General features: G+C 44.0%; 23 protein-coding genes. 6 read left to right on the top strand and 17 right to left on the bottom strand.

Translation table 11 applies throughout. From position 1 onward, the window contains the following. Position 1: 1 nt before the first annotated feature. The 3 genes from NYE35_RS02375 to NYE35_RS02365 form a co-directional block, all read right to left on the bottom strand. Positions 2-484: an NUDIX hydrolase gene (locus tag NYE35_RS02375; protein WP_341120081.1), complete on the bottom strand. Its 483-nt coding sequence runs from the start codon at positions 482-484 to the stop codon at positions 2-4. 35 nt (positions 485-519) lie between these two features. Continuing rightward, positions 520-2,235, bottom strand: a complete 1,716-nt coding sequence (locus NYE35_RS02370) for an ABC transporter ATP-binding protein (RefSeq protein WP_076297278.1) — start codon at positions 2,233-2,235, stop codon at positions 520-522. 306 nt (positions 2,236-2,541) lie between these two features. Then, positions 2,542-4,794: a glycoside hydrolase family 127 protein gene (locus tag NYE35_RS02365; protein WP_076297277.1), complete on the bottom strand. Its 2,253-nt coding sequence runs from the start codon at positions 4,792-4,794 to the stop codon at positions 2,542-2,544. A gap of 145 nt (positions 4,795-4,939) precedes the next feature. On the opposite strand from NYE35_RS02365, the gene NYE35_RS02360 reads away from it, so the two are divergent. After that, entirely contained in the window at positions 4,940-5,833 is an 894-nt protein-coding gene (locus NYE35_RS02360; protein ID WP_076297276.1) for a helix-turn-helix transcriptional regulator, read from the top strand. Between the two features lie 47 nt (positions 5,834-5,880). On the opposite strand, the gene NYE35_RS02355 is transcribed toward NYE35_RS02360, so the two are convergent. The 5 genes from NYE35_RS02355 to NYE35_RS02335 form a co-directional block, all read right to left on the bottom strand. Continuing rightward, entirely contained in the window at positions 5,881-6,858 is a 978-nt protein-coding gene (locus NYE35_RS02355) for a phosphotransferase (RefSeq protein WP_094902595.1), read from the bottom strand. 102 nt (positions 6,859-6,960) lie between these two features. Then, the gene (locus NYE35_RS02350) at positions 6,961-9,351 is read right to left on the bottom strand and encodes an ABC transporter permease (protein WP_094902594.1); all 2,391 of its coding nucleotides are present in this window, start codon (positions 9,349-9,351) and stop codon (positions 6,961-6,963) included. A 266-nt stretch (positions 9,352-9,617) separates the two neighbouring features. After that, a complete protein-coding gene (locus NYE35_RS02345) occupies positions 9,618-11,192 on the bottom strand; it encodes a sigma-70 family RNA polymerase sigma factor (RefSeq protein WP_094902593.1) in 1,575 nt (524 codons plus the stop codon). A gap of 85 nt (positions 11,193-11,277) precedes the next feature. Continuing rightward, entirely contained in the window at positions 11,278-11,607 is a 330-nt protein-coding gene (locus NYE35_RS02340; RefSeq protein WP_036682746.1) for a carboxymuconolactone decarboxylase family protein, read from the bottom strand. Between the two features lies 1 nt (position 11,608). Next, positions 11,609-12,013, bottom strand: coding sequence for a tautomerase family protein (locus tag NYE35_RS02335; protein ID WP_038568393.1), 405 nt, complete (start codon positions 12,011-12,013; stop codon positions 11,609-11,611). Positions 12,014-12,123: 110 nt separating this feature from the next. On the opposite strand from NYE35_RS02335, the gene NYE35_RS02330 reads away from it, so the two are divergent. Further along, positions 12,124-13,029, top strand: a complete 906-nt coding sequence (locus tag NYE35_RS02330; RefSeq protein ID WP_094902592.1) for a LysR family transcriptional regulator — start codon at positions 12,124-12,126, stop codon at positions 13,027-13,029. Positions 13,030-13,090: 61 nt separating this feature from the next. After that, a complete protein-coding gene (gene infC, locus NYE35_RS02325; RefSeq protein WP_076107414.1) occupies positions 13,091-13,609 on the top strand; it encodes a translation initiation factor IF-3 in 519 nt (172 codons plus the stop codon). Between the two features lie 531 nt (positions 13,610-14,140). Here infC and NYE35_RS02320 read toward each other — a convergent pair. The 9 genes from NYE35_RS02320 to NYE35_RS02280 form a co-directional block, all read right to left on the bottom strand. Then, on the bottom strand, positions 14,141-14,314 hold the full coding sequence (locus NYE35_RS02320) for a histidine phosphatase family protein (RefSeq protein ID WP_141240311.1): 174 nt from the start codon (positions 14,312-14,314) through the stop codon (positions 14,141-14,143). An 18-nt stretch (positions 14,315-14,332) separates the two neighbouring features. Next, positions 14,333-14,935: a response regulator transcription factor gene (locus NYE35_RS02315; RefSeq protein ID WP_036682756.1), complete on the bottom strand. Its 603-nt coding sequence runs from the start codon at positions 14,933-14,935 to the stop codon at positions 14,333-14,335. Beyond that, a complete protein-coding gene (locus tag NYE35_RS02310) occupies positions 14,932-16,086 on the bottom strand; it encodes a sensor histidine kinase (RefSeq protein ID WP_341120074.1) in 1,155 nt (384 codons plus the stop codon). The genes NYE35_RS02315 and NYE35_RS02310 overlap by 4 nt, the downstream gene beginning before the upstream one ends. A gap of 4 nt (positions 16,087-16,090) precedes the next feature. After that, positions 16,091-16,825, bottom strand: a complete 735-nt coding sequence (locus NYE35_RS02305) for an ABC transporter permease (protein WP_036682760.1) — start codon at positions 16,823-16,825, stop codon at positions 16,091-16,093. A gap of 2 nt (positions 16,826-16,827) precedes the next feature. Next, positions 16,828-17,736 (bottom strand): ABC transporter ATP-binding protein, encoded by a 909-nt coding sequence (locus tag NYE35_RS02300; protein ID WP_094902590.1) that lies wholly within the window; start codon positions 17,734-17,736, stop codon positions 16,828-16,830. A 195-nt stretch (positions 17,737-17,931) separates the two neighbouring features. Beyond that, the gene (nfsA, locus tag NYE35_RS02295; protein WP_076101226.1) at positions 17,932-18,684 is read right to left on the bottom strand and encodes an oxygen-insensitive NADPH nitroreductase; all 753 of its coding nucleotides are present in this window, start codon (positions 18,682-18,684) and stop codon (positions 17,932-17,934) included. Positions 18,685-18,715: 31 nt separating this feature from the next. After that, positions 18,716-21,178 (bottom strand): heavy metal translocating P-type ATPase, encoded by a 2,463-nt coding sequence (locus NYE35_RS02290; protein WP_036682766.1) that lies wholly within the window; start codon positions 21,176-21,178, stop codon positions 18,716-18,718. Positions 21,179-21,291: 113 nt separating this feature from the next. After that, a complete protein-coding gene (gene copZ, locus NYE35_RS02285; protein ID WP_036682768.1) occupies positions 21,292-21,492 on the bottom strand; it encodes a copper chaperone CopZ in 201 nt (66 codons plus the stop codon). Between the two features lie 53 nt (positions 21,493-21,545). Next, positions 21,546-21,893 (bottom strand): metal-sensitive transcriptional regulator, encoded by a 348-nt coding sequence (locus NYE35_RS02280; protein ID WP_051491259.1) that lies wholly within the window; start codon positions 21,891-21,893, stop codon positions 21,546-21,548. A 259-nt stretch (positions 21,894-22,152) separates the two neighbouring features. Between NYE35_RS02280 and NYE35_RS02275 the strand changes: the two genes are divergently transcribed. From NYE35_RS02275 to NYE35_RS02265, 3 genes are all read left to right on the top strand, one after another. Further along, complete coding sequence (locus NYE35_RS02275; RefSeq protein WP_036682771.1) at positions 22,153-23,673, top strand: MDR family MFS transporter; 1,521 nt, start codon at positions 22,153-22,155, stop codon at positions 23,671-23,673. A 5-nt stretch (positions 23,674-23,678) separates the two neighbouring features. Further along, positions 23,679-24,245 (top strand): PadR family transcriptional regulator, encoded by a 567-nt coding sequence (locus NYE35_RS02270; protein WP_036682773.1) that lies wholly within the window; start codon positions 23,679-23,681, stop codon positions 24,243-24,245. A gap of 89 nt (positions 24,246-24,334) precedes the next feature. Beyond that, the gene (locus NYE35_RS02265) at positions 24,335-24,550 is read left to right on the top strand and encodes a hypothetical protein (protein WP_052096730.1); all 216 of its coding nucleotides are present in this window, start codon (positions 24,335-24,337) and stop codon (positions 24,548-24,550) included. Positions 24,551-24,565: the final 15 nt, after the last annotated feature.

Here is a 24,565-nt window from a genome sequence, read left to right as displayed (position 1 = left end):
TTTACACCGTCCGATCCAATTTAACTTCAAACGCACCTCCAGTTACATAATCCATGTACCTAGTATTTCCATCGAAATCCAAATAAGCTTGATAGCGGGTACGAATAGCCGCTGCAGAAATCAGATCCAGCACCTTCTCCTTGGCTACCCACATCACTTCAGATGTTTCCTCCGAAATACTTAATTCTCCTCCCACGGGCTTGCAGATAAAGTCTAACATGACCTTGGTAGGAACATCCGTCTCACCGTCATACCATTTATGCATACCTGTATTCGAATACACGCCAATCAATTGAGAAACAACGACATCTATTCCACTTTCCTCTTTAATCTCGCGAATTAGTGCATCCATTAGGTTTTCTCCAACTTCCACTTGTCCTCCAGGAAATACCCACCCACCATGATGTGTTTTTACTAAAAGAATATCTCCCTCTTCATTTATTGCAATTCCACCCACCGCTACAATATGTGTTGGCAAAGCCATCGATAGCACCTCTTTTTTTAGAAGAGTCTAGCAATTTATCGATAATCTGTAAACGATATTTTTCTATTCCATAACGCTTTAAAAGCTTCGCACTGTTCTATTAAATCATCAAACTTCCCTTCCCCAACAATTGACCCTTGATCCACTACCAGTATCTTATCAACGTCTTTTATAAAATTAAGCCTGTGGGCCACAATGATGATAGTTTTGTCCTTAAATTCATTCATAATCGTCTCCATAAGACTCTGCTCAGTGATATTATCAAGCGCTGACACAGGCTCATCCAGAATTAGAATATTTCTTTTTTGGGCAATGATTCTGGCAAAGGCTAATCGCTGTCTTTCGCCTCCTGATAATTTTAGACCTTTTTCGCCCACCAAAGTATCTAAGCGATCCGGCAAATGGCTTACTTTTTCCTGCAAATGAACTTTTTCCAAAATCTCATATAGCTCTTCATCGGATAGAGTATCCTCATCGAATACAATATTATCTCTTATCGTAGCATCGAAAATCGGCGTGTCTTGGGATAGATAGGAAATATGATCATAGTAGCTATTCAAACGAATCTCATCGATATCCTTACCGTCCAGTAAGAGTTCACCTTCGCCCTTTTTTAATAACCCCACAATCAATTTAATCAGCGTAGATTTCCCGCCTCCACTTAGTCCGACAATAGCAACAGAAGTTCCTCGCGTAAGCGAAAATGACAGGTTATTCAGTATCTGCACATTCCCATAAGTAAAGGACACCTCCCTAAACTCAATATTGCCTTGGAGCTCAGTGATGGCTTCTCCGGATTCCAAGTTCTTATCTTCTGGGGCAGCAATAAATTCCTCGAATCTTCTGTAAGTCACTTTATTCAGTCTGTAATCTACAAATAAAACATTGAAGATGGCAATTGGGGTATAAATTTTATCGATGAACATAAACAATGCGACCACAATACCAAGTGAGGTCTCGCCTGCGACAATGCTTTTCACACCATAAATCAGGACAACAACTTTAATGATCGTGACAAATAACTCGAATATAGCAAAAAAAGCTTCATGAATCATTTTTAGCTGAGCATTTTTATGAATGATAGTGCGTGCGGTCTGGCTTAATTTATCGATCTCTTTCTCATATCTCTTGTTGGTTCTAAAGACGACCAATTCCATAAATCCGCGGATAGAGAATCTGGACATCTTTTCTTGCTCTTGGAGAATGGTTGCCTTCATGGCATACAGAAATTTCAACAACAGATTTGTTATCAGAAAGACGACCACATAGCCAGCTGCAATCACTAACATGATCCTTAGGTCATAGAAGCTGATAAAGACTAGACTGAATAGAAGAGTAGGTAACAACTCATGTAGTGTTTTGAGAAAAAAAGAAAAAATAATGCTGTTTCCAGCCGCTGCCCCGTTTTCGATTACCTTAATCATTTGCCCTGTTCCCATATCCTGATACGCTTGATAATCCATTTTTGATATTTTGGACAGTGCAATAATCTTTAACCTCTCCGTGATGCTGTTCGATAAAAACACACTCGGGTATTCGTCTATATAATTCAGGATCGCCACCCCAGCCAGCAGAACCCCATACACTATAATTAATGTGGATATTTCACCAAAACTGTTGATTACCGTGGCCTTATCTAATATTTTTTGAAAGACAACAACACCTAAACTACTTAACAGCTGAATGGCAAAACCCAATAAAATATAACCACCTACCCACCATTTTAGGTGAGCTAGACTCTTTTTTAACATATCGTTTATCCCCTCTTTTAATTGAATTCAAAAAAGCCAGGCACCCCTATCCCACTGTAAAAAACCATCCACAAATAAACGGTTCTCTAAGTTAAATAGGTTAAGTGCCTGGCTCTACAAAAACAGCTGCCTATGGCACCGTTCAAAGCTCTAGTTAGTTGTAATCAAAAGGGTAGACTCCCCCCTTGATAGCTGGTACGCGTTTCACCCAGCCCGATAACTAGTTCCTTGTAACGGTACGGAAAGACATCCATTTCACCTCAATTAAAAGAATTGTTCCTATTATAATTCTGTAAGCCTTTTTATTCAAGAATTACGTTTAACGATACGTAGTCCGGCCACTTGGCCAACCTTATGTCCTTCATGAGAAGCAAACTTGATCGTAACCGCTGATTTGCCGCTCGTGATCGGTTGCGGGAGTTCATAACGAATCGTCTCCAGCTTATTCATCTCCTCAGACTCAAGAGTGCCTACACCAAGTTGCTCCCCATCCGCCAAAATATCGAATGCCAGCGAAGTATCGTTCGACTTCAGATACGTGACCACCAGATCCACTTGCTCATCCGGCAAAACTTCCATCGTGAAGGAGAACCAGCCATTGATCCAGCTGTCCCGATACTTGCGATTGTGGATTTTGCCTAAGCCTACAAATTCACCTGTGAAATTATGATCGCGTTCAGGCTGCATTTCAGCAGGTTGTACCGAATCGACAGTTAACTGCTCAAGCAGCAAGTTATTCTCCACGGCTTCGCGATATTCAGCCTCTGCCAGCTTCCACTCTTCCGGTGTGAATAAATCCCAATACACGGAATAACGATGATCATGCATAGGGTAGAACGGACGAAGCTCATGATCCCCTGTATACCCTAAACCTTTCATCCGGAACACATTTTTGCTCACATTAGATTGGATGAGGTTGTCCGTCAGTGTGTCCCGATCTCCGATTAATACGGAAGCAAGGGCGCGATCGCTATTGGCCTCTGCATTTATAGACCCAAAATCACCTGCGAGCACAAGTGGCCCGTAAAGGAAGGCAACTCGGTTGGGATTATCCGGCATCGTCTCGATTCTCACCGACATCGGAATATCGTATTCGACAACGTCTCCATCCTGCCACTCTCTATCCAAAGTAAAGTAGTTAGATTTGCCTACATTTACTTGAACATCTTCACCATTTACGCTAACACTCATCCCTTGCTCAGCCCAGTAAGGATGTCTTAGCTTTAATGTGAATTTCGTTGGCTGTGCTGCACTGATCCGCAGTACACCTTGTCCCTCTGCCGGGAACTTGGTCTCTTGCTGCAAGCTAATGCCTTGCTCTTTCCAAGCCACTGTAGAAGGTACGTACTGATTGACATAAAGCTCATCTGCACTATGGAAGTATATCGCCGAGCCATACATAGAATGGCTTTCCATTCCCGAGCCTACACAACACGTAAAGCTTTCGAACTGCGAATTAAACGATTTATGTCCACCCATCTCAAGAGATACGAAGTAACATACCCGGCCATCTACCGGCTCCTGAGAGGCTAAGATGTGGTTATACATCGCACGTTCGTAGTAATCCGCATACGCTGCATACGCATCCCATTGGAACATATGCTTGGTCAGCTTCAGCATGTTGTACGTGTTGCATGTCTCACAGGAGCCTTCACCCAATCGGTCATTTAACTTATCCGGTTCACCAAAATGCTCATTATAGCTGTTGCCGCCGATCACATAAGAATGATGATTCACGACCCGATCCCAGAAGAAGCGGGAAATACCTGCATAATGCTCCTGCCCTGTTACCTCATATTGTCTAGCAGCTCCGATGATTTTTGGAATCTGTGTATTAGCATGTCTTCCAGCTAGGGTATCTTTTTCTATAGCAAGATCATTAAGCACTTCCCCATGATAAAAGCTTTCCGCTAACGCGAGGAAACGCTCTTCCCCGGAATCCTCTGCCAAATCCGTCAGCGCTTCATTCATGCCGCCAAACTCACAACGCAGCACCTCTTGGATCTGATCTTTACTCAGCCCTGCAAAAATATCCTCAAGCCACAGGCCCAGCTTCGTTTCAATAACGAGCGCCTTCTGATTGCCGGCCAGTCGATAAGCATCGCGAAGACCTGCAAACAGCTTATGCATCGTGTAAAGTGGCACCCAACCTCCGTTGAGGTCAAAGCCCTGAGAGCGAATGTCGCCTGCCTTCACTTCCTCAAATAACTCCTTGCCACGAGGAATGCCGGAAATAAAGCCATTGCCATGCGCATCCTGACATTGCTCTAATTCATCTACTACATAATTCACGCGTTGTAGCAGCTCTTCATTTCCCGTAGAGGCATACATTAACGCACATCCAGAAATATAATGGCCTAACGTATGGCCGCTAATGCCCTGAGATTCCCAGCCCTCGTAGTGAGCAGCCTTAGGCTCTAAGCCAGCATATTCGCGAAAACGCGACAGAAGCCGATCTGCCTCAAGCTTGAGTAAATAATCAGTATTTAACTCCATCGCATGGAGAAGTGGACCTGAATCAATTCGTACGTTCTGTAGATCAAAAGCTTGCGTCTTCAATGAAATCGCTCCCTCGCAATCTTGTCAGGGTTAGATGACAAGTGTATATTTGTATCCATAAGATAACACCGGAACGTTGATTTGTCGGTAGATCAGTCGTACAAATAGTGGACAAACCCGACTTATTGATTGCTAGGAGGACCGCATGAGCTATTTAAAAATAAATGCAGATGTACCTGTTCATTTTACAGCGGCAGGTGAATTCATCTCAGAAACACCATGGAAGCATTTGGAGCGTGTTATGGGGAACTACGAACTAATCATTGGCGTGAACGAAACAGTATATTTGAGTGAGGAAAACAAACAATTTGAAGTAGGCCCTGACGAAGCTCTTCTGCTCATGCCTAATCGCACACATGTCGGCTATAGAGAGTCACGACCCGGGGTTAAGTTTTATTGGTTTCATTTCGAACTGACAAACGAGGGGCTATTGCTGAGTGAGGAGGAAATGAAGCCTGAGGCAGAAGAAATCTTTTCGCGCACACAGCGCTTATGGTCTGTACATGATCTATATCTGCCCCAAATCATAAAAATCGAACATAGTGACCGGATTCATATTCTGGCGAATCAAATCCTTCATGTGGCCAATTCGGGGTATTTAACCTATTCCAGCGTTAATTATTTGCTGACCTCGCTTTTAATTGAGCTATCTGAGCATGCACTTCAGCCGTTCGCCAGTAAGCTGATCCGCGCACAGCAAGATGTCACCTTCGTCAAAATAGCTGAGTGGACAAGGATACATGCAAGCGAACCGCTTACCGTGGCCATCATCGCGGATAAATTCAATTACAACAAGGACTATTTAGCTCGGCTATTTAAACAGCATACCTCCATGGGGCCATTGGAATATATCCATTCAGCACGTGTGACTAAAGCGAAGGAGCTACTAACCAGAACCGCATTAAGCGTGAGGGAAATCGCGACAGAGACGGGGTTCACCGACGATAAATATTTCATGCGCCTCTTCCGAAAATACGAAAACATGACGCCCACCCAATATCGTAACGCTTATCATAAGACGTTTATGAATAATGACTGAAGTAAAGCCACCCCTAAATATGGAGTGGCTTCTTGTTTGGGTATTGTCTATTGGATAGAATGAACTTCACACCAATTACGTAGGAATTGCAGATTAGTATTGAAGTAATGATCGTTTTGCCACCCACAACTCCAAACCTGTGCGTTCCCTGTGTGCAGACCCATCAACCATATCTCCCGGATAGCAACAAATATAGGGATTGCCTTTAGATCGTTCTCAGATAATACTTTATGCTTTTGGTATGACTCCAGGAAAACAGTCCATTGTTCATTGTCAAAATGCTCTCGTTCTTTCCCTCTAACCCTTGACCACAAAAACACGGAAACATCATAGGCCCTCCAGCCAAAACCTCCGCAATCAAAGTCGAAATGAGTCAGGGTATCCTCGTAGAAATGTACGTTCGCTCCATGAAGATCACCATGACATGCCCCCCAATCCAGCTCTGATGAGATTTCAGCTATGCTATTTGCCAATACTTCCGACAAAGATTCTAGATAATCGATATCCTCTTGCCTGTGGGATAAAGGCTTGCGAATCGATTGAAGCGGTTCTTTAAGCAGATGATCCAGATTAAGCGTAAATCTTTGCTGCCCACATTCGAAATCATCCATAGCCAGATGCATCTTAGCCACTTGTTCACCGTATAATTCACAGCTAGTTTTTTCATCGGAATAATTGCCTTTTGCAAAAGTAAACAGTACTGCGTAACGTGTTCCTTCAGGAGCCTCCAGCTCAATTAGGTAACCACCATCCCTGCTGATTACCGGAGCCGATACAGGGATATTGTTCTTATTTAAGTGATTCAATAACTCCACTTCAAAATCAATCTCATGTTTATTTCGCCAATGAGCTTTATAGATCCTAAGAATGTATTTATCAATAGAGGTCTTTAGTAAATAGGTATCATTAAGTCCGTTCTCATAAAAACTACACTCCAAAACATCCCCGATTTCATAAAGATCATTAATTACGGGTACTAAGGCATTGGAAGAAATAACGGAATGATACACCGGTAGTTTCAGCATATAAATCACCCTTCAACGTTAATTGCTACTCACTATTTATTTTCACGTTTGGCCCGTATAAAGGCGAGGGATTTATTAAATATAGCTAAACTTTCCGCATCGTTAATTTAATTGCTCTATAATGCTCTGCTTCGATATTGTTCGTCTAACAAACTGAACCATACCAGTCTGGACAAGTAAAATAACCAAGAAATACAGGAAAATAGCACTCCAAGGGAATTGGTATTGAATGTAGGAAAGCCCCCCCATATTCCCCGCACTCTTACTTATCATGTATCCCATTAGATTGCCCGTAACAAGAGCCATCGTAAAGCTTCCGACAACTAAAAATCCTGTTTCATAGGTTAACATAGCCATTAATTGTTTTCGGCCCATTCCTATGGCTTGCATAAGGCCTAGCTCCCCTTTTCTTGCAGAAATAGTGGTGATTATGGTGTTCAAGAGATTGATCATACTGAATACTGCTATAAAAACCATAAAACTATACACTGAAATAGTGATAGTTCTAAAAGCAATTCTATTGGATTCCACAACTTCGGAAAAAGACAATAATTTGAGTGTATCCTCATTGAGAATCATACCCTCTAACTCACTCTTTATTAACTCTTCATTCGCTTTATCCATAGTAATAACTTCGTAGCTCTTATTGCTATTAAAAGGGGCTGTAGTTTGCATTACTTTGGGTGGAAGATAAAATGAAGTTCCTGAATTCTTATCCGGAATATCTCCAATGATCTCAAAATCATGTTTGGCCTTCTCCTGATCATTAGCAATTATGAATGAAATATGATCACCGACAGCGTAATGAGCCCCGTAATAATCTAAGTCACTACTGGCGCTGTTCAAGAGAATGTAGGATGCATCCGATGAATCAACATCCGGGATCTTCCCCTCAGCCAAATGACTACTCCATCTTTCGTTGTTTAACGTAGGGATATTCTCAATACTGACTATCGCGGCCCCGTCATCCGTTTTTATTCCTTCGATAGCAGCTTCAATATACTGATGTTCGATTACGTCCTCAACTTCATTTATAGCTAGGATTTTATTTTTTAAAGAAGTAGATAGTTGCCCTTCCGTCTGAAGATCACTTAATGAGGTTGTTTCAGAATACAAATCATTATTAATTTGAATATCAAACTGACCATGATTTGGAAAATATTTCTCTGCTTTTGAGATTGGGTCGACCGAGTTTAACAATGTCCCCAAGGAAACAAATAGCGTTCCGCTTAAAAAAAGAGACAGCAAAGTTAACACCGTCTTTTTCCTGCTTCTTGATAAGTTCAATGCAGCTAAAGAAAATGGTGTTAGTCTTTTAGAGTTTCTTTTCTCCTTTTTTGTATTAACATCGGCATCTACATGTCTAATCGCTGTTATAGGGGAGATTCTTGATGCGAATTTAGATGGTGCGTTTAATGAAGCTCTAACTGTTACTTTGGTGAGCAAACCTGCTAAAAAAGCAAGTGAAAAACTTGGAGCTGCAGTCCAGTGAAAGCCACTTAAAATCCAGCTCATTAAACATCCAAAAATAACTCCAATAGGGATATATTTTCTTGAAAGATTTTTCCCTTCATATAGAACAAGCTGTTTTATCTGCTTTTTTGTTGCACCGATTGCTCTAAGTTGTCCGTATTGTTTAATTCGCTTAGTAATTGAAATATAAAAGATATTGTAGATGACAAGCCAACAAGCCAGTACGATAATCAGCATGATAGACAGGATGGTTATCACAGTGCTTCCTGACAGATTATTACTATCCACATTCACATTATTGATCTGAATATTTCTCTCAGGGATACCCATTCGCTGCCCTATTTCTTTGATTTTTGACTTCAGTTCCTCGTTAGAATAACTGCTGCTATTGTTGATGCTAATTGCCGCGGAGTAATCCTCTTTGGAAAGAAACGGATCCGCCTCAACGAACGCGCTTGATACCAGAGCATTGTAACCGATTCGATTCTCGTTACCTGATGCGGTTGTTTGCAGAATTCCAGTAATCACAAATTGGCTGGTTTGAAATTCTTTGCTGGCGTTGTTTCTAAATTGCAAAGAAATAGAATCGCCAAGCCCCAGGCTTCGATCATCGGATAACTGAAAGTCTTTTTCTATTGCAATTTCATTTTCTTTTGTAGGAAATTTCCCCAGAACGATATTGGCATTTGATAAATCCATCATGGCTGGATCCGTGTAGAGAATGGACAATAAACGTTCTTCTTTTTTCTCTCTGCCTATTTCCTTATAGAGTCCGATTTTATTAATTTCCTCTATTTCTTTCAATCGTGAGATTTCATTGTTATTGAGGTTATAGAATAAAGCTTGGAAATTCGACTCATTTTGTAGGTTAGTAAAAGAATTATAACCAAAGGTCATTACAACAGTTAATAAAAATGCAGCTAAAGCTATTACACTGCCTACAAAGTAATTTTTGGTTTTTTCCGCTTTTAAATTCGCTTTTGCAATTCTTATCATTACTGTTTTATTCTGTATGGACATTGATACATCATCCTCCTATCGTGTAACAAATATTCCTCCCTTTACATCAACAAGTGAATACTTTCACTATTTATTCTATAGATAATATTCTCCAACAAAGATCAATCACCCTTTAAATAGATGATATATACTATATTTACTATTCATATAATATATGGATACAACACAAAAAGACTTCCCCCTCTGGAGCGTTTGAGTATCTCCAAGTTAGTGGAAGTCTTTTCATGCTCAATATGCCTTGTGTAGCAAACATTTAGATTAATAAATTACGCCTCGGCACTTCTATCCTGAAGCGCACCGACCAACGGATTCCACCGCCAGCGCGGAGTCAATCCTTGCAGATGTACACCTCCAAACCACTCATCGCTGCCATTCTTCTGTACCCAGTCTTCGTTTCCAGTTATTACACTCTTACCTAGCTCTGTTAATACAAGCTCACAGTCTTTAAATTGCATTACTGAATCGTTATAAACAGGGAACTCATTGCATCCATGGGTTTGTAGCAAAGGGTACGTGCCTTGTACCAGCTTTCTTAGGATATGCCAATATTGCAAGTCGCCCATTCCCAAGATATGAAGCTTATCACCCACATTTTTGAACAGCTCATAGGGTGATTTTATTCCCTCATAGATCATCTCCAGCGTGAGTTGTTCTACGATACCAAGTCCGTTTGTAGTAGAGGGAAAGCGCGATAAATGCGCCTGAAAAGCGTCATGTGCAAAGGGCAAAGCCGATGTATCGGTAGTTAATCGTTGTTGCAGCAATTCTGGATTCGGTGATACATAGGCTTCCCAGAGTGCTTGACCTGCTTCTAGTTCTTTGGCTCCGATTAGCTTCCATGTGCCTGATAATGTTTCCATCTGCTCTATAGAAAGTTGTCCAAGTCCTCGAAATAACTTTATTCCCGGATACTCTCCAATGCATAGTAAGCTTAGCTTGGTGGTTAACATTTTCTGCTTCGAGAACCAATGGAGTAAATAACTGAGCATCGTCTGATCGAAAAGATCATGCTCGAACCATAACACCACTTCTTCATATTTATGAAAATCAGCTAAAATCTTCTCTTGCCTCTCACTATTTTCAATAAATTCCCTCTGCGGAATTCCCATCGTTTGTTCCAAATATTGCGCTCGAACTGCACGGTTATCTCCATCGGCAGGATCCAAAAATACGGGCCCATGCGAATATACCTCTCTCCACACCAGTACATCACCTTTAACGATTCCTTGCCGCAGCTTCTCTCCCACTACATCTCCATTTACAATGTGAAGCACATCTTTTCCCCCTTCGTACAAATGGTTGAATACGGAAAGAACATCTGCTACAGGTAATGCACCTTTCAGTTTGCGGCGGGCATCAAAAAGTCGCTTCTTCAATACCGAAACCGAAGTCCCCAGAAAGTCAGCAATCTCTTGTAGTGAGTATCCTTGAAAATAATATAATTGAACAGCAATCCGCATATTGGACGTTAATGCAGCTATAGACTCGTGAACCAGCCGCTGGGTTTCCTTTTTCTCAATAATATCTGCTATAGAAAATGAAGATTCTGTCGCTTGCGCAGCTTCATCGTAGGGTAATGCAGGATGCTGCTTTCTTCGCAAGATGCGATAACATTGCCGCACCACAATAGCTTTAAACCAGCCCGGGAATGCCTCTACTGCTCGTAATTTATTCAAATGCAAAAAGGCTTCTGTGAAAGCTTCCTGCACAGCATCTTCCGCTAACTGATAGTCACGCAGCTTTTCGGACGCAACTGCAATTGCCATCGGTGTAAAGTGCCTAACAATCTGTTCAAAAGCTTGTCGGTCTCCTTGTTTAGCCTCTTCGATATACTGAAGCATTTTCTCCCCCGCTCCCTTCTTCCGTATTATATACAAGTGCCAATGAAGTTCCTAAAGGTTACGGATGGGATTGAAAAGTTAGACGTTATTTATTTTTTCCTATTACATCCTTTGCAACCTCTAGAGCTGAAGAGGCTCGCGGCCAACCTACATAAAAAGAAAGGTGGGTGATAGCCTCCACGATTTCTTCAAGTTGTAGGCCGTTCTCTAAAGCCAAGCGCAGATGATAGGGGAGTTGTTCCGTCATGCCCCCCATCACCAAGGCAGAAATCGTAATCATGCTACGATCCCGAAGTGATAATTGCTCACGTCTCCATAAGTCCCCAAACAACACATTTTCCGAGTATTCGACGAATGCCGGAGCGAACTCGCCTAACGATTCCCGTACATTTGTGGCGATTTTCTGATGCGCCATATTACGCCTCCCTAACCGGAGGTTGTAGCATTTGAGCAACACCGTTACCAAACGACCAATCTTCGAATTCCGTATCGACGAGCACAATGAATATATCTTCTTTTCTGATGTTTAGCGTCATCGATAATTCCTCGGCTAGCCTCGCGTAAAAGCTTTTCTTCTGTTCCGTTGATCTTCCGGATTTTAGCGTAACTTGGATATATATCAGTCCGTCGCTTCGTTCAATATTTAAATAATCTTTACTATAAAAATATTCCCCCGCTTTATGCGCATGAAAAACCTGAAACATATCATCCTCCGGTACATGGAAATGCTGAATTAACGCGCTCATAATCGCTCTGCATATTCCTTCTAGCTGATGAATGTCGTATTGTTGCTCCAGATAACTGACTCTAATGAAAGGCATTTTAATTCACTCCTTCTTTGGAATTCTTTTATTGTACTCTCAGTATTTTGATTTATATAATTGAATAAGATAATAATCTTAATCAATTATACCGATAGAGGTGACAATCGATGGATCTAAAAGAACTGATGGCTTTTAAGACCATTCTTCAAGAAGGCACTTTCTCACGCGCTGCCGAGAAGTTGAATTATGCGCAGTCTACCATTACCAACCAAATTCAACGACTTGAAAAAGAACTGGGCATACAACTCTTTCACAGAGGCTGGGAAGTAGAACTGACAAGTGCTGGGCAAGTTTTTGCAGGGGAAATCGATAACCTTATTCAACATTGGAACTATGTATCAGAACTCACCAAGGCTTTACAGCATGACGAAATTGGCACACTTCATATCGGAGGCATTGAATCCATGATGGAATCCGTCCTACCGAACGCCTTGCGAAAGTTTCAGGAGCAAAAACCAAAGATGGCATGTAACTTCATTCAGGGTAACACTGATTCCCTCTCACAGCTTGTCCTCCAAAGTGAGCTGGATTTCGCCATCTGCGGTGAGCCGTCCGACCTGTCTTTCTTTTATTTCGAACCGCTCTATCACGAGAAAATCGCTTTTATAGTAGATGAAAATCATCCTTTAAGCGGACGAGACGATATTTCATTTCGAGAAATTCTTGAATATCCAATTATAGCTGGAGGGCGCACTTGCTTATATTACCTTCGGTTAGCTAAGCAATTTTCGAGATTCGAATCAAAGCCCACTTTATCCACCATAAGCCAAATTTCTGCTATTCCTCATTTTGTAAGAAAGAACCCTGGGGTAGGGGTAGTGCTTGATTCGACAGCTTTAATGACAGATATCGTAAAAATAGATGTTGAACTAAGCGAGCCGTTCATTCAAGTAGGTATATTGCAGCGGCGCAACCGAGAATATCTAGCAACATCATCTAAAAAACTAATCCTAAAAATCATAAAAGAAGAAATTGAGAGGATTAGTAACGCTAATCCTACGCTCCACATTTGAACCTCAAGCTAGTTCCATATATGATAGCTTTATCATCGTTATCAGGGGAGGATTCATAGAAGTGGCAGTATTAATCAATGAACAAATCAGAGCATCCGAAGTAGTCCTTACAGGACTTAGGGGTGAGAAGCTGGGTATCGTCTCCCGGGAAGAGGCGCTGGCCATGGCCAGATCAGCAGGTGCTGATCTGGTATGCACCTCGCTAATGAGCAGCCCACCGCCCTGCAGCCTAACTGCAAAAGGCAAAGCAAAAGCGGCCGCGCAGAAGGAGGCAGCCTCAGCACGCAAGGCCAGTGGGGGTTCAGCTGCAAAGGGCGGCAGCAAGGAGAAGGTCAAAGAGCTCCGCTTCACTGCTCATATTGAAGAGCACGACTACGATACTAAGCTCCGTCAGGCTGAGAAGCATCTCCGCTCCGGCAAGCCGGTGCAATTAGTTGTCAAAGCATCCGGTGCGAAGGAAGCTGCTGCCTCCAAGGCCGTATTGGAGCGACTAGTGACTGACTTGAAGGACGTTGGAACGAAGGAAACGGGCATACAGACAGGCGGCAAAGGTTCACAGGTGAAATTAAATCCACGGTGAAGAGTGGAATTTCAGATAGAGTAGGCTCAAAACTAAAATGAGTCGACCATTTCATGAAAAGCTGCTGCTATCTGCCAATGTAGCTTTATTGCGAGCAGAATTCAGAATTGCGTTCGGACACCACAGCCCTTATTCGTAACTATTTCGCTGTTCTGGGATGCTACGGACTTCAGAGACTTTATATCACTAAAATAGCACGATATTCCCTCCATTTATGGAAATAAGATCTCTCTAGTCCGCAACTTCCTCCAAAAGGCTTAAAATGTACAAATAGCTGCATCTAAGTCCGTTAGTACAATAGCAAGTGGAAATCAGGAACTGGGCAAGGGGCACGAATCTTATATGCAAGCAAAAACGCCTTCGATGTCCCTAAAGAACGGTAAGCGTTTATGCGAGAAATAGAAGGATAATGTATGGTGTCGAACTTTTACTTTCTTGTTGTATTTAAAAAAAAGGCCATCCTCTGCGGGATGGCCTTTCACTTCATAGACAATGTCCTTGCTCGCTCTTAATCAGTCACCTTAAACATGATTACCCATTAATCCCCTTGGGCGATAGTTCATACCCCAATGGTGAAGCATATAATTCAACCAGACCGATAGATGCCATGCGTTTTCCCAATGCCGCTGCTTCCTGATGCCCGAATTCCGTTAGATTATCTATGGAATAGTCCGGATCACCATGACGAATCAGAAATATTTGCATAACAATACCCTTCTCCCCTCAAATCCAGCCTTTTTCTTCCGCCAGCCGTACCGCCTCAATCCGGCTTTTCACTTCCAGCTTGTTGAGTATTTCAGAGATGTAATTGCGGACAGTGCCGTAAGACAGATGCAGCGAAAAGGCTATCTCGCTCGCGGTTTGCCCTTCTCCAGCCAGTTTTAAAATCTCTCGCTCCCGTGCTGTTAATGGATTCTCCTCCCGCAAACTGCCAAAGACTAACTCCGGAGATACCTCCCGATGTCCAGCCATGACACGACGAATAGATTCAGCTAGCTTATCTACAGGCTCGTCCTTCAACAAATACCCTTGAATACCAGCCTTTACTCCACGCTCAAAATATCCCGGACGGGCAAAGGTAGTCAAAATAATAATACGGGTCGGACACCCCTTACTCCGCAATATTTCTGCAACCTCCAGCCCGCTCTTGAACGGCATTTCAATGTCCATGAGACAGACATCCGGCTGAAGCTTGTCGATTAAAGCTAACGCCTCCGCCCCATCACAAGCTTCTCCGACTACTTCGATATCGTCTTCAAGATCCAGCAAAGAAGCCATCGCTCCCCGAAGCAGACGTTGATCCTCCGCTATAACAATGCTTATCATGCAGTCTCACCCCCTTGTGCATCTTTTACGATTAGCGGGATGGCAACGATCAGCTTAGCTCCCTGACCCTCAGCTGAGCTTAGCGACAGGGAGCCATCAATCAGGGATAGGCGCTCCGCCATCCCCTTCATGCCATTTCCATCGTTAAGCCCGCCGTTCCCTTTCTCCCCGTGCTGTAGGCCAATACCGTTATCTTTAACGGTAATTCGCACTTCTCCAGCCAGCTTTGCCACTCCTATGAAGCATTTATCCGCTCTGCTATGCTTCACGATATTAGTCACCGCTTCTTTGATACAGAGGCTGAGGATATTTTGCGTCAGGTCGGATACCCCCTCCAGAGAGATATCCCCTTCCACTTCTAAGGCGATCTCTGCCGTCCGCAGCATCTCTCCAGCTTCAGCCAGTTCCTCTGCTACTGAGACCGCACGCATTTCCGACACTAGCTCACGCACTTGACGGAGCGCAGCCCGTGAAGTGCGCTGGATTTCCCGCGCTTCCTCTTGGGCTCGCTCCGTATTTTTCGTCACCAGCTTCTCTACGAGTTGGCTCTTTAACGTAATCAAGGACAAGGTATGGCCAAGGGTATCATGCAGGTCACGGGCGATTCGCATTCGTTCCTCACGCTTCACCAGCTCTTTAATTACCTCATTCGCTTGATCCAGCTCTTTCTCCAGCTTCTGATTCCGATTCATGGACCTCACTCCGAACGGACTAATCAACATAATAACAATAAACGGAGCTAAAAATATCACACTTCCCCACTCCATCCCACGACCCACTAAGAACAGCACCGAAAGGATCATGATCACAAAAGAAGTAAATGCAATTTTGAAACCTTTATTCTCCGTATAATATGCGATAAAATTTGCGGTGAAAAAGCCCATGTACAGATTATAGGGGGTATAGAACACACTAAGCACCACGATGAGCAACATTTGAATAATTAACCAAACATTAAACACTCCACCCCGCACCCAATACAGCTGGCGATAGCTGAGGGCAAATACCGCTATCATAATCCCGCCCAGAATGAGCTTCATTCCAGTCTCCCCGCGCAAATTCAGGATGGGCAAAACCAGATAAACAGCCCATACAAAAGGGAAAAACCCCTGTTTTTGTGGAAATAACCGGAACTTCGCACGCTCAGCCATTCATTCACACCGCTTCCTGTTTTTTTCGAATATAGACCGATAGTAACATAAAAACTACCAAATATCCGAGCAAAATCAAGACATTACTCCACGTCGGAGCTGATCCACGAACGATCTCCCAGGCTCCATTCCCATAGTTATAGGAAGGCAACCAATGACCAATCCGCTGCATTAATCGTGGCAGTATCTCAATCGGCATCCACATGCCTCCTGCTACAGCAAGAGCCATATAAATCACGTTGCTGACTCCACTGGCTGTATCCACCCGTTTCATAGCACCTACAAGCGTACCAATCGCTAAAAATGGTAGAGAACCGATCAGGATCCACAGCCCGCTAAGCACCCATTGACCTGCGGATAAAGAGACGCCATTGATTAAATAGCCTGCGATAAAAATACAAATGACCGAAAACAGATGCATCATCGTCTGTCCGAACATTTTTCCGAAAAAATAGATCGAACCCGGCAGCGGTGTAATCCGAATAAAGGTGGTCCAGCCCTGTGTTCGCTCTTGCACCAACCGGATGCCAAGCGTCATAATGGCTGAGCCCATTACACTGAAGGTCGCCATAGACATTAAATAATGAGCACGCCACGTTAGGTCATCGCTGCCTGTATTGACCACCCGGGTGAAGATGAAATAGAACATGATGGGCATGAGCAAAGACCAGAACACATAATAGGGATTACGGATGATCCGCAGCATTTCTGCTTTACACTGTACAGTAATTAGTCTCATGGTTAGACAGCCTCCTCTTGGTTCATGGTCAATTGTTCAAAAGCCTCATCCAAACGTCCCTGATCAATTCGAACATCCTTCACGGGAAGTCCAGCCACAAAAATCGCTTTAAGCGCTTCATCTGTATCCTCTGTGGTCACATGAATGCGGCCATCTTTTTCATAACAATCCTCTATAGCAGCTAGTTCTAGCAGGTTTCTGCGCAATTGCGAGCGATCACCCACAGGCAGGAAGGACACGGAACGCTTCACAATCCGCGATTTAATCTCATCTGGACTTCCGTCCGCAACTAAGTGGCCTTTACTGAATAACAGAATACGATCCGCGATATCTTCTGCTTCCTGCAAATAATGGGTCGTGAACACAATCGTTTTTCCTTGCTCCGCAAGTCCACGAACCGTTTCCCAGAACCGCCGCCGGGAAGTAATATCAAGTCCGACTGTAGGTTCATCGAAAAAGATCAGCTCCGGATTACCCGCGAGGGCTAGCGCAAAACCCAAACTACGCTTTTGACCGCCCGAGAGCTTCTCGGCGTATCTATTCAAATCGGCTGGCGCAAGTCCAGTAGCCTTAATTAGAAACTCCATATCCATAGGCTTTGGATAATAACTGCGGATCAGATCAATGATCTCCCGCACCTTTAGCCGATCCATTACACTTACTTCCTGCAGCATCGCTCCAGTCTTTTCACGTACTGCTTTATCCTTCGGATGATGCCCGAACAACTCCACTGTACCCTCGGTAGGCTCTATTAGCCCCAGCAGCATGCCTAATGCCGTTGTTTTACCCGCTCCGTTCGGTCCCAGAATAGCTGTAATCGAACCTTTAGCAATGTTAAAGCTGATATTATCTACGGCCATTTTATCCTTATATATTTTGCTGACCCCGTGCATTTCTATAATATTATCCATAACGTAATCCCTCCGCTTCCGAATGCGTTTGATCTATTTCAATCATATGGAAAAAGAAGACATGACATTAGTATGGACTGTCATTTCTTTAAGATGACAACTGTCACCTTCCTGGCTCCGAATAAAAAAGAGAGGCTGCCCTATCAGTAGAATGAACTACTAATAAGGCAGCCTCTTTAGGTGAAGAAAGTTTAGTTATCTTCGAAGGAATCCTTTTTCCAGCAGGAACTCCTTCATATGCAGCCGTGCTGGCTGTGCCAATCGCTCCGCCATAATGGCCGACCAAGGGGTGTCTTTGGCACCGTGGGTCCGCTCACGCATATAGTCTGAAGAGACTTTATCGTAAGTTTTGACCTGCTCCACAGTGGTTTCCGCATTGTAGCGATTACGATGCAGAACAGCCTCTAGTGGAAGCCGCGGACGCAGGCCCGAAGCTCCGTCAGGATAACCCACACACATCCCAAATATCGGGTAGACCAATTCAGGCAGTCCCAGCAATTCCGATACCTCAGCGATCCGGTTACGGATTCCACCGATATATACAATTCCAAGTCCTAGTGATTCCGCAGCCACTGCAGCATTCTGTGCAGCAAGCGCAACATCAACGGTAGCTACAATCAGGTTCTCAGCAGAATCTTCATAAGAAGTCTCTCCCTGCAAATGAGGTTTCGTCACCTCGCGCAGCCGATACAGATCAGCGCACCAGACCAAAAACACTGGGCATTGTTCTATATAAGCCTGATTGCCCGCTAATCCCGCAAGCTCCGTCTTTAGTGCCGGGTCAGTAACTGCAATAACACTATAGGCCTGAACATTGCTTGAGGTTGAAGCCATCTGAGCTGCTCCAATAATAGCGCTAAGCTGATCTTCACTTACTGGCTTATCCTGAAACTTGCGGACAGATGCATGTTTCATTAACAGAGAAATTGTATCGTTATTTACTTGCACTGTGGCCACTCCCTAAATAGTGATGGTGATATTACAGCTTTACCCGCTGTAGCCGAAGTGCATTCAAGACAACAGACACGGAGCTAAATGCCATCGCAGCTCCTGCCAGCCATGGGGCTAGAAACCCAAGTGCAGCAATCGGTATTCCTATTGTATTGTAAGCAAGCGCCCAGAACAAATTTTGTTTAATATTTCTCATCGTTTTGCGGCTCATCATAATCGCATCAGGAATACTCTTCAAATCCCCGCGCATCAGCGTAATATCTGCTGCTTCCATAGCTACATCCGTTCCTGTCCCAATCGCCATACCCGTATCGGCAGTAGCCAGTGCCGGAGCATCGTTGATCCCATCCCCAACCATGGCAACCTTAGTCCCATTTTGCTGGAGCTTGCGAACCTCTTCAGCTTTGCCCTCTGGCAGAACCTCTGCTAACACTTTTTCGATCCCTGCCTGCTTCGCAATAGCCTCAGCTGTAATTTTATTGTCACCAGTGATCATAACGACTTCAATACCCATATCATGAAGCGCGGCTACAGCCGCTTTTGAGGTCGGTTTAATCGTATCAGCAACGGCCACAATTCCAGCGATTTCTCCCTCTACCGCTACTAGCATAGCTGTCTTTCCCGACTCCTCCAGCTTCTTCATAATTGGAGTCCATTCTGTGATATCGAGCTGATGATCTTCCATCATCCGCCGTGTGCCTACCATAACCTGCTGATCAGAGATAACCGCCATAATTCCACGTCCGGGCACATTATCAAACTGCTCAGCAGTAGGCAAAGCCAAACCTCTATCAGCGGCGCCAGCAACAATAGCCTCCGCAAGTGGATGCTCTGATAGCTTTTCGGCGGCTGCAGTTAAAGCTAACAAACGGTTTTCCGCGTTTTCTTTTCCATAAGCTGCAATTCCAGTTGTTGTCACAACATCAGTAAGCACGGGTTTACCATTCGTCACTGTACCTGTTTTATCTAGCACAACGGTCTGGATCCCTTGCGCTCCCTCTAAATGCTCCCCACCCTTGAAGAGGATTCCAAGCTCTGCTGCCCGGCCCGATCCTGCCATAATGGAGGTTGGCGTTGCCAGACCTAGCGCACATGGACAAGCAATTACGAGCACTGCAATAGCTTTTTCGAGGGCATCAGCGAACTGGCCAGGGGCTGCCCAGAAATACCAGATCAGAAACGTTATCACAGCAATACCCACAACAATCGGCACAAAAATCCCTGAGATTACATCGGCAATCCGTTGAATCGGAGCTTTGGAGCCTTGAGCTTCCTCCACTACTCGGATAATTTGAGCCAGCGCAGTGTCGCGACCCACTTTATTTGCTTTGATTCTCAAGATACCATTCTTATTCATAGTGGCACCGATCACGGTATCCCCTGGTTTTTTCTCCACAGGAATACTTTCTCCGGTCAACATCGACTCATCCACAGAAGAAGATCCCTCGACAACTTCTCCATCCACAGGCACCTTAGTACCGGGCTTCACCAATACAATATCGCCAGGAATGACTTCATCTGTCGGGATATTCATTTCTTGCCCATCCCGAATTACGAGGGCGGTTTTTGCCTGAAGCCCCATTAAGCTTTTGATTGCGTCAGAGGAACGGCCTTTCGCCAGCGCCTCAAACCATTTACCGACGAGGATAAGGGTAATGAGTACAGCACTCGTCTCATAATACATTTCTACAGTATGATTCATTCCCTTCATGCTTAAGGAATCAATGGTCAGATAAAGACTGTAGAAATAAGCTGCCGACGTCCCTAATACGACCAACACATCCATATTGGCACTCCGGTTACGAAGGGCTTTATAAGCACCGACGTAGAACTGCCAACCGATGATAAATTGCACAGGGGTAGCCAGAACAAGCTGGAACCAAGGATTCATAAATATATCCGGTGTTGGAATCCAGCCGGTGAAGGAGAAATGACCCGCCATCGCCCATAACAATGGGAACGAAAGAATTGCAGAAATGATCCATTTCCACTTTTTATGCTGAATTTCTTTTCCACGACGATCCACATGATCCTTGCGGTCTTCTTTAAGAGAAGCTTTATAGCCGATACTGCTTACCTTCTCCATGATCTCCCTTGGACTGATATTACCGGGTGTATATTCTACATGTGCTGTTTCCAGCGCCAAATTCACATTAACTGCTGCTATGCCCGGTGTACGGCTCAACACTTTTTCAATCCGTGAGGAACAAGCAGCACAGGTCATCCCCGATATATCAAAATCCGCAGATTCTTTAATAGTGTCATAACCAAGAGAACGGATTTTATCTTCAATTTGTGGCAACCCTGATACTGTCGGATCAAATCCAACAGTAGCCTGTTCCAAGGCTAGATTCACATTCGCACGAGATACGCCGTCCATTCGGGACAAACCTTTCTCAATCCGGGTTGCACAAGCGGAACAAGTCATCCCTGTAATCTGTACAGTTGCCTGCTGTTCGTTTGGTGAAGCTGTTGTTTTGGTTTTATCCATGATTTCCACGCCTCCACATACCCCTATAGGGTATGATAATTTCTAAAAGAAAAGGCATTGGAGCTTCGGGTTGCTTCCCCATATCACTCCAAGCCTTATTACTGTGCTTCAAACTAAACTACGTCATACCCTTGATCTTCAATCGCTTCTTTAATCGCGCCAAGGCTTACTTTGTTCTCATCATACTCGACGGAAACTTTCTTAGCAGCAAGATCAACTTTAGCTGTTGCTCCAAGATTGCCTACGGCTTTCTCTACGGAGTTAACACAGTGACCACAAGACATTCCTTCAACGTTTAATGTAGCGTTTGACATTAATATAACCTCCAATAAATGTTGTGAAGCTATGCTCTAGAAGCATTAGCTTATTATTTCATTAATTTGTTAACCGTAATTAGGAGCTCGTCGATAACCTCATGTTCACCAGCTTCGATTCGCTCAACAATGCAACTTTTCATATGCCCTTCTAGCAGCAACTTACCGACACCATTTAACGCCGCCTGTACCGCTGCGAGCTGGTTGAGCACATCATCACAATAGGTATCCCGCTCAATCATACCCTTTACCCCGCGGATCTGGCCTTCAATCCGGTTGAGGCGCGTATTCAAGTTATTCTTGAATTCTGCCGAATGATGACTTTTTCGTTCTCCTGATGATGAAGAATGACAATTTATGTCGCAGGATTCTGCAGCTTGCTCTTTCTTGGCAGTAGACATAAGAATCAGCCTCCTTGGTTATAATATAATATACCCCCGTAGGGTATGTCAAGAGGCATTCCTAATTCATCCACAGATGATCTCCACCGGTAGTTTGTCCCTTTATTACCGCCGTATTCTTCTATGGTTGGCTATACATCTCTATTTTTCAAAAAAACTATTGCCTCCCTATTCAAATTTGAATATAATAAATTTTGCTTCCAATTATGAACATTTTTCGAACAGAACTATCACTATTTAGAAGAAGGAGCTGCGAAGCATGCATACTAAAGAAAGTAATCTTAAACTCGTAGTAGTTGGCCTGCTGCTTGGTATTCTTATGTCCGCAATGGACAATACCATTGTAGCTTCAGCTATGGGAACGATAGTCTCAGATCTCGGCGGTCTGGATAAAATCGTATGGGTCACCTCGGCTTACATGGTAATGGTAATGGCCGGGACCCCTATCTTCGGCAAGCTCTCTGATATGTACGGACGTAAACGTTTTTTCATTTTCGGATTGATTGTATTCCTGATTGGCTCGGCTCTGTGCGGTACTGCCACCAGTATCACACAGCTCAGCATTTACCGTGCCATTCAAGGGATCGGCGGCGGTGCACTAATGCCAATCGCCTTCACCATCGTTTTCGACATTTACCCGCCTGAAAAAAGAGGGAAATTGACCGGTCTCTTTGGAGCCGTCTTCGGAATTTCCAGTGTACTTGGACCTTTACTCGGTGCCTATATTACCGACTATGTTGGTTGGCAGTGGGTATTCTACATTAACCTGCCGCTAGGAATTATTGCACTGTTCCTGATTGCAACTTCTTATAAGGAGTCGATCTCCCACGCTAAACAGCGCATTGACTGGGGCGGAGCCTTCACTCTGGTTGGCGCGATTATCTGCCTAATGTTCGCTCTGGAACTTGGTGGTAATCAATATGCTTGGGATTCCAGTGCCATCCTTGGCTTATTCGTAGGTTTTGCTGTTCTCTTGCTGGCGTTTATCCTTATTGAGAGAGTAGCTGCTGAACCTGTGATCTCGTTCGCTATGTTCCGCAAACGGTTGTTTGCAACAAGCAGCGTGACCAGCTTATTTTATGGTTCTGCTTTTATCGTAGCTACTATTTATATCCCTATCTTTGTGCAGGGTGTATTTGGCGGCTCAGCTACGAACTCAGGGCTGATCCTTATGCCGATGATGATCGGTACGGTCGTTGGCAGTCAGACCGGGGGGCTGCTTACAACAAAAACCAGCTTCCGCAACATTATGATCCTATCCGCAGTCTGCTTTGTCGCAGGGGTCTACAGCCTAAGCACTTTATCACCAGATACCTCCCGCCTCATGCTTAATGTATTTATGGCTCTGACTGGGTTCGGCGTAGGCTTTTCCTTCTCCGTGCTGAGCATGGCAGCTATCCATAATTTCGATATGCGCCAACGGGGGTCGGCAACATCAACCAGTACCTTCATGCGCTCCCTTGGAATGACGCTGGGAATTACGATCTTCGGGATTATTCAGCGGAATAGCTTTACTAACAGTCTAAGCGATGCTTTTGGCGGTAGTGAACAGTCAGCAGCTTTCGGAGATCCACGCGCTGCGTTAACACCTGAAGCAAGAGCGAAGATCCCTGCTGAAATATTAGAAAAAATATCAAGTGCGTTATCCACCTCTATTGCTCAAACCTTTATGTGGGCTTTGATTCCTGCAGTGCTCGGTCTAGTCTTTGTACTGCTCATGCCAAAAGACCGTCTTACCATTCCTGCTAAAGCTGTTCAGGCGTCAGAGGGCAAAAGGTAACCATTATGTCCATGAAATTAGCCATTCTAGGTTTACTGCTGGAGCGGAACATGCATCCCTATGAAATCACATTAGTGATGAAGGAACGTTCCATGGACCGGATCACCAAGCTGCAGATGGGATCACTCTATTATGCTGTGGATAAGCTTGCACAAGATGGTTATATAGAAGCTTTAGAGGTCATCCGCAGCAGTGATCGGCCGGACAAAACAATCTATGCCATAACGGAGCAAGGTAAAGCTTTATTCGAACAGCTTATCCTGCAACAAATTAAGAAAAACGAACCCTTCTATCATCCGATGTATATGGCCCTGGCTATGTCCCGTCATATCGATCAGAGCAAGGTTGAGAAGCTGCTCGAGGAACGCCTACGGGAAACAGAACATCAGGTTAATCTGGCTTATCAGGTATACGAGGAGCATATCTCCATCGTGCCTCGTTCTGCCCTGCATCTAATGTACGGTACATATGAGCACACCCTGACTGAGCTGAAATGGCTGCAGCGCCTATACGATGATGTTGTAGCACGCAAGCTAAAAGACATAGGGACACCGTTGAATTTAGAGGCCTAATGGCCTCTTTTTCTGTTTAAGGGAGTCAAAATACGTTTATTAACGAGCACAATATCCATTAAATCTCAAAGGAAGACGAGGCGGTAAAAATGACCCAAGAAAAACATCAGCTGAATAGTGGCAAACGGGATCACCCGGAACAATATCCAACAGAGAAAGAAAGTCTATTTGATCTTCATGAAAGTGAGCAGAATGTAGACCCGATTCCGATGGAAGATTTGACACTGGAAAAGCAAGAGGAAAAGAATAAAGAGGAGACCAAACACCGCTCTTCCAGCGACAAAAAATACCATACGGGCTTCTGAGAGTGTACAATAACT

The sequence above is a fragment of the Paenibacillus sp. FSL L8-0494 genome (genome assembly GCF_038003695.1).
In the GTDB taxonomy this organism is placed as follows: Bacteria; Bacillota; Bacilli; order Paenibacillales; family Paenibacillaceae; genus Paenibacillus_AQ; species Paenibacillus_AQ odorifer.
The sequence above is the reverse complement of the archived record's forward strand: the minus strand, read 5'-3'. Positions and strand labels throughout refer to the sequence as shown.

Bases quoted from the DNA above. Each gene is read 5' to 3' on its own strand.
- NYE35_RS02290 (WP_036682766.1), bottom strand. From the start codon at position 21,178: ATGGATAAAACCAAAACAACAGCTTCACCAAACGAACAGCAGGCAACT.
- NYE35_RS02280 (WP_051491259.1), bottom strand. From the start codon at position 21,893: ATGTCTACTGCCAAGAAAGAGCAAGCTGCAGAATCCTGCGACATAAAT.
- NYE35_RS02305 (WP_036682760.1), bottom strand. From the start codon at position 16,825: ATGAGACTAATTACTGTACAGTGTAAAGCAGAAATGCTGCGGATCATC.
- copZ (WP_036682768.1), bottom strand. From the start codon at position 21,492: ATGTCAAACGCTACATTAAACGTTGAAGGAATGTCTTGTGGTCACTGT.
- NYE35_RS02360 (WP_076297276.1), top strand. From the start codon at position 4,940: ATGAGCTATTTAAAAATAAATGCAGATGTACCTGTTCATTTTACAGCG.
- NYE35_RS02270 (WP_036682773.1), top strand. From the start codon at position 23,679: ATGTCCATGAAATTAGCCATTCTAGGTTTACTGCTGGAGCGGAACATG.
- NYE35_RS02370 (WP_076297278.1), bottom strand. From the start codon at position 2,235: ATGTTAAAAAAGAGTCTAGCTCACCTAAAATGGTGGGTAGGTGGTTAT.
- NYE35_RS02340 (WP_036682746.1), bottom strand. From the start codon at position 11,607: ATGGCGCATCAGAAAATCGCCACAAATGTACGGGAATCGTTAGGCGAG.
- NYE35_RS02265 (WP_052096730.1), top strand. From the start codon at position 24,335: ATGACCCAAGAAAAACATCAGCTGAATAGTGGCAAACGGGATCACCCG.
- NYE35_RS02275 (WP_036682771.1), top strand. From the start codon at position 22,153: ATGCATACTAAAGAAAGTAATCTTAAACTCGTAGTAGTTGGCCTGCTG.
- NYE35_RS02315 (WP_036682756.1), bottom strand. From the start codon at position 14,935: ATGATAAGCATTGTTATAGCGGAGGATCAACGTCTGCTTCGGGGAGCG.
- NYE35_RS02350 (WP_094902594.1), bottom strand. From the start codon at position 9,351: ATGTCCATACAGAATAAAACAGTAATGATAAGAATTGCAAAAGCGAAT.
- NYE35_RS02335 (WP_038568393.1), bottom strand. From the start codon at position 12,013: ATGCCTTTCATTAGAGTCAGTTATCTGGAGCAACAATACGACATTCAT.
- NYE35_RS02345 (WP_094902593.1), bottom strand. From the start codon at position 11,192: ATGCTTCAGTATATCGAAGAGGCTAAACAAGGAGACCGACAAGCTTTT.
- NYE35_RS02355 (WP_094902595.1), bottom strand. From the start codon at position 6,858: ATGCTGAAACTACCGGTGTATCATTCCGTTATTTCTTCCAATGCCTTA.
- NYE35_RS02310 (WP_341120074.1), bottom strand. From the start codon at position 16,086: ATGGCTGAGCGTGCGAAGTTCCGGTTATTTCCACAAAAACAGGGGTTT.
- NYE35_RS02375 (WP_341120081.1), bottom strand. From the start codon at position 484: ATGGCTTTGCCAACACATATTGTAGCGGTGGGTGGAATTGCAATAAAT.
- NYE35_RS02330 (WP_094902592.1), top strand. From the start codon at position 12,124: ATGGATCTAAAAGAACTGATGGCTTTTAAGACCATTCTTCAAGAAGGC.
- NYE35_RS02320 (WP_141240311.1), bottom strand. From the start codon at position 14,314: ATGCAAATATTTCTGATTCGTCATGGTGATCCGGACTATTCCATAGAT.
- NYE35_RS02300 (WP_094902590.1), bottom strand. From the start codon at position 17,736: ATGGATAATATTATAGAAATGCACGGGGTCAGCAAAATATATAAGGAT.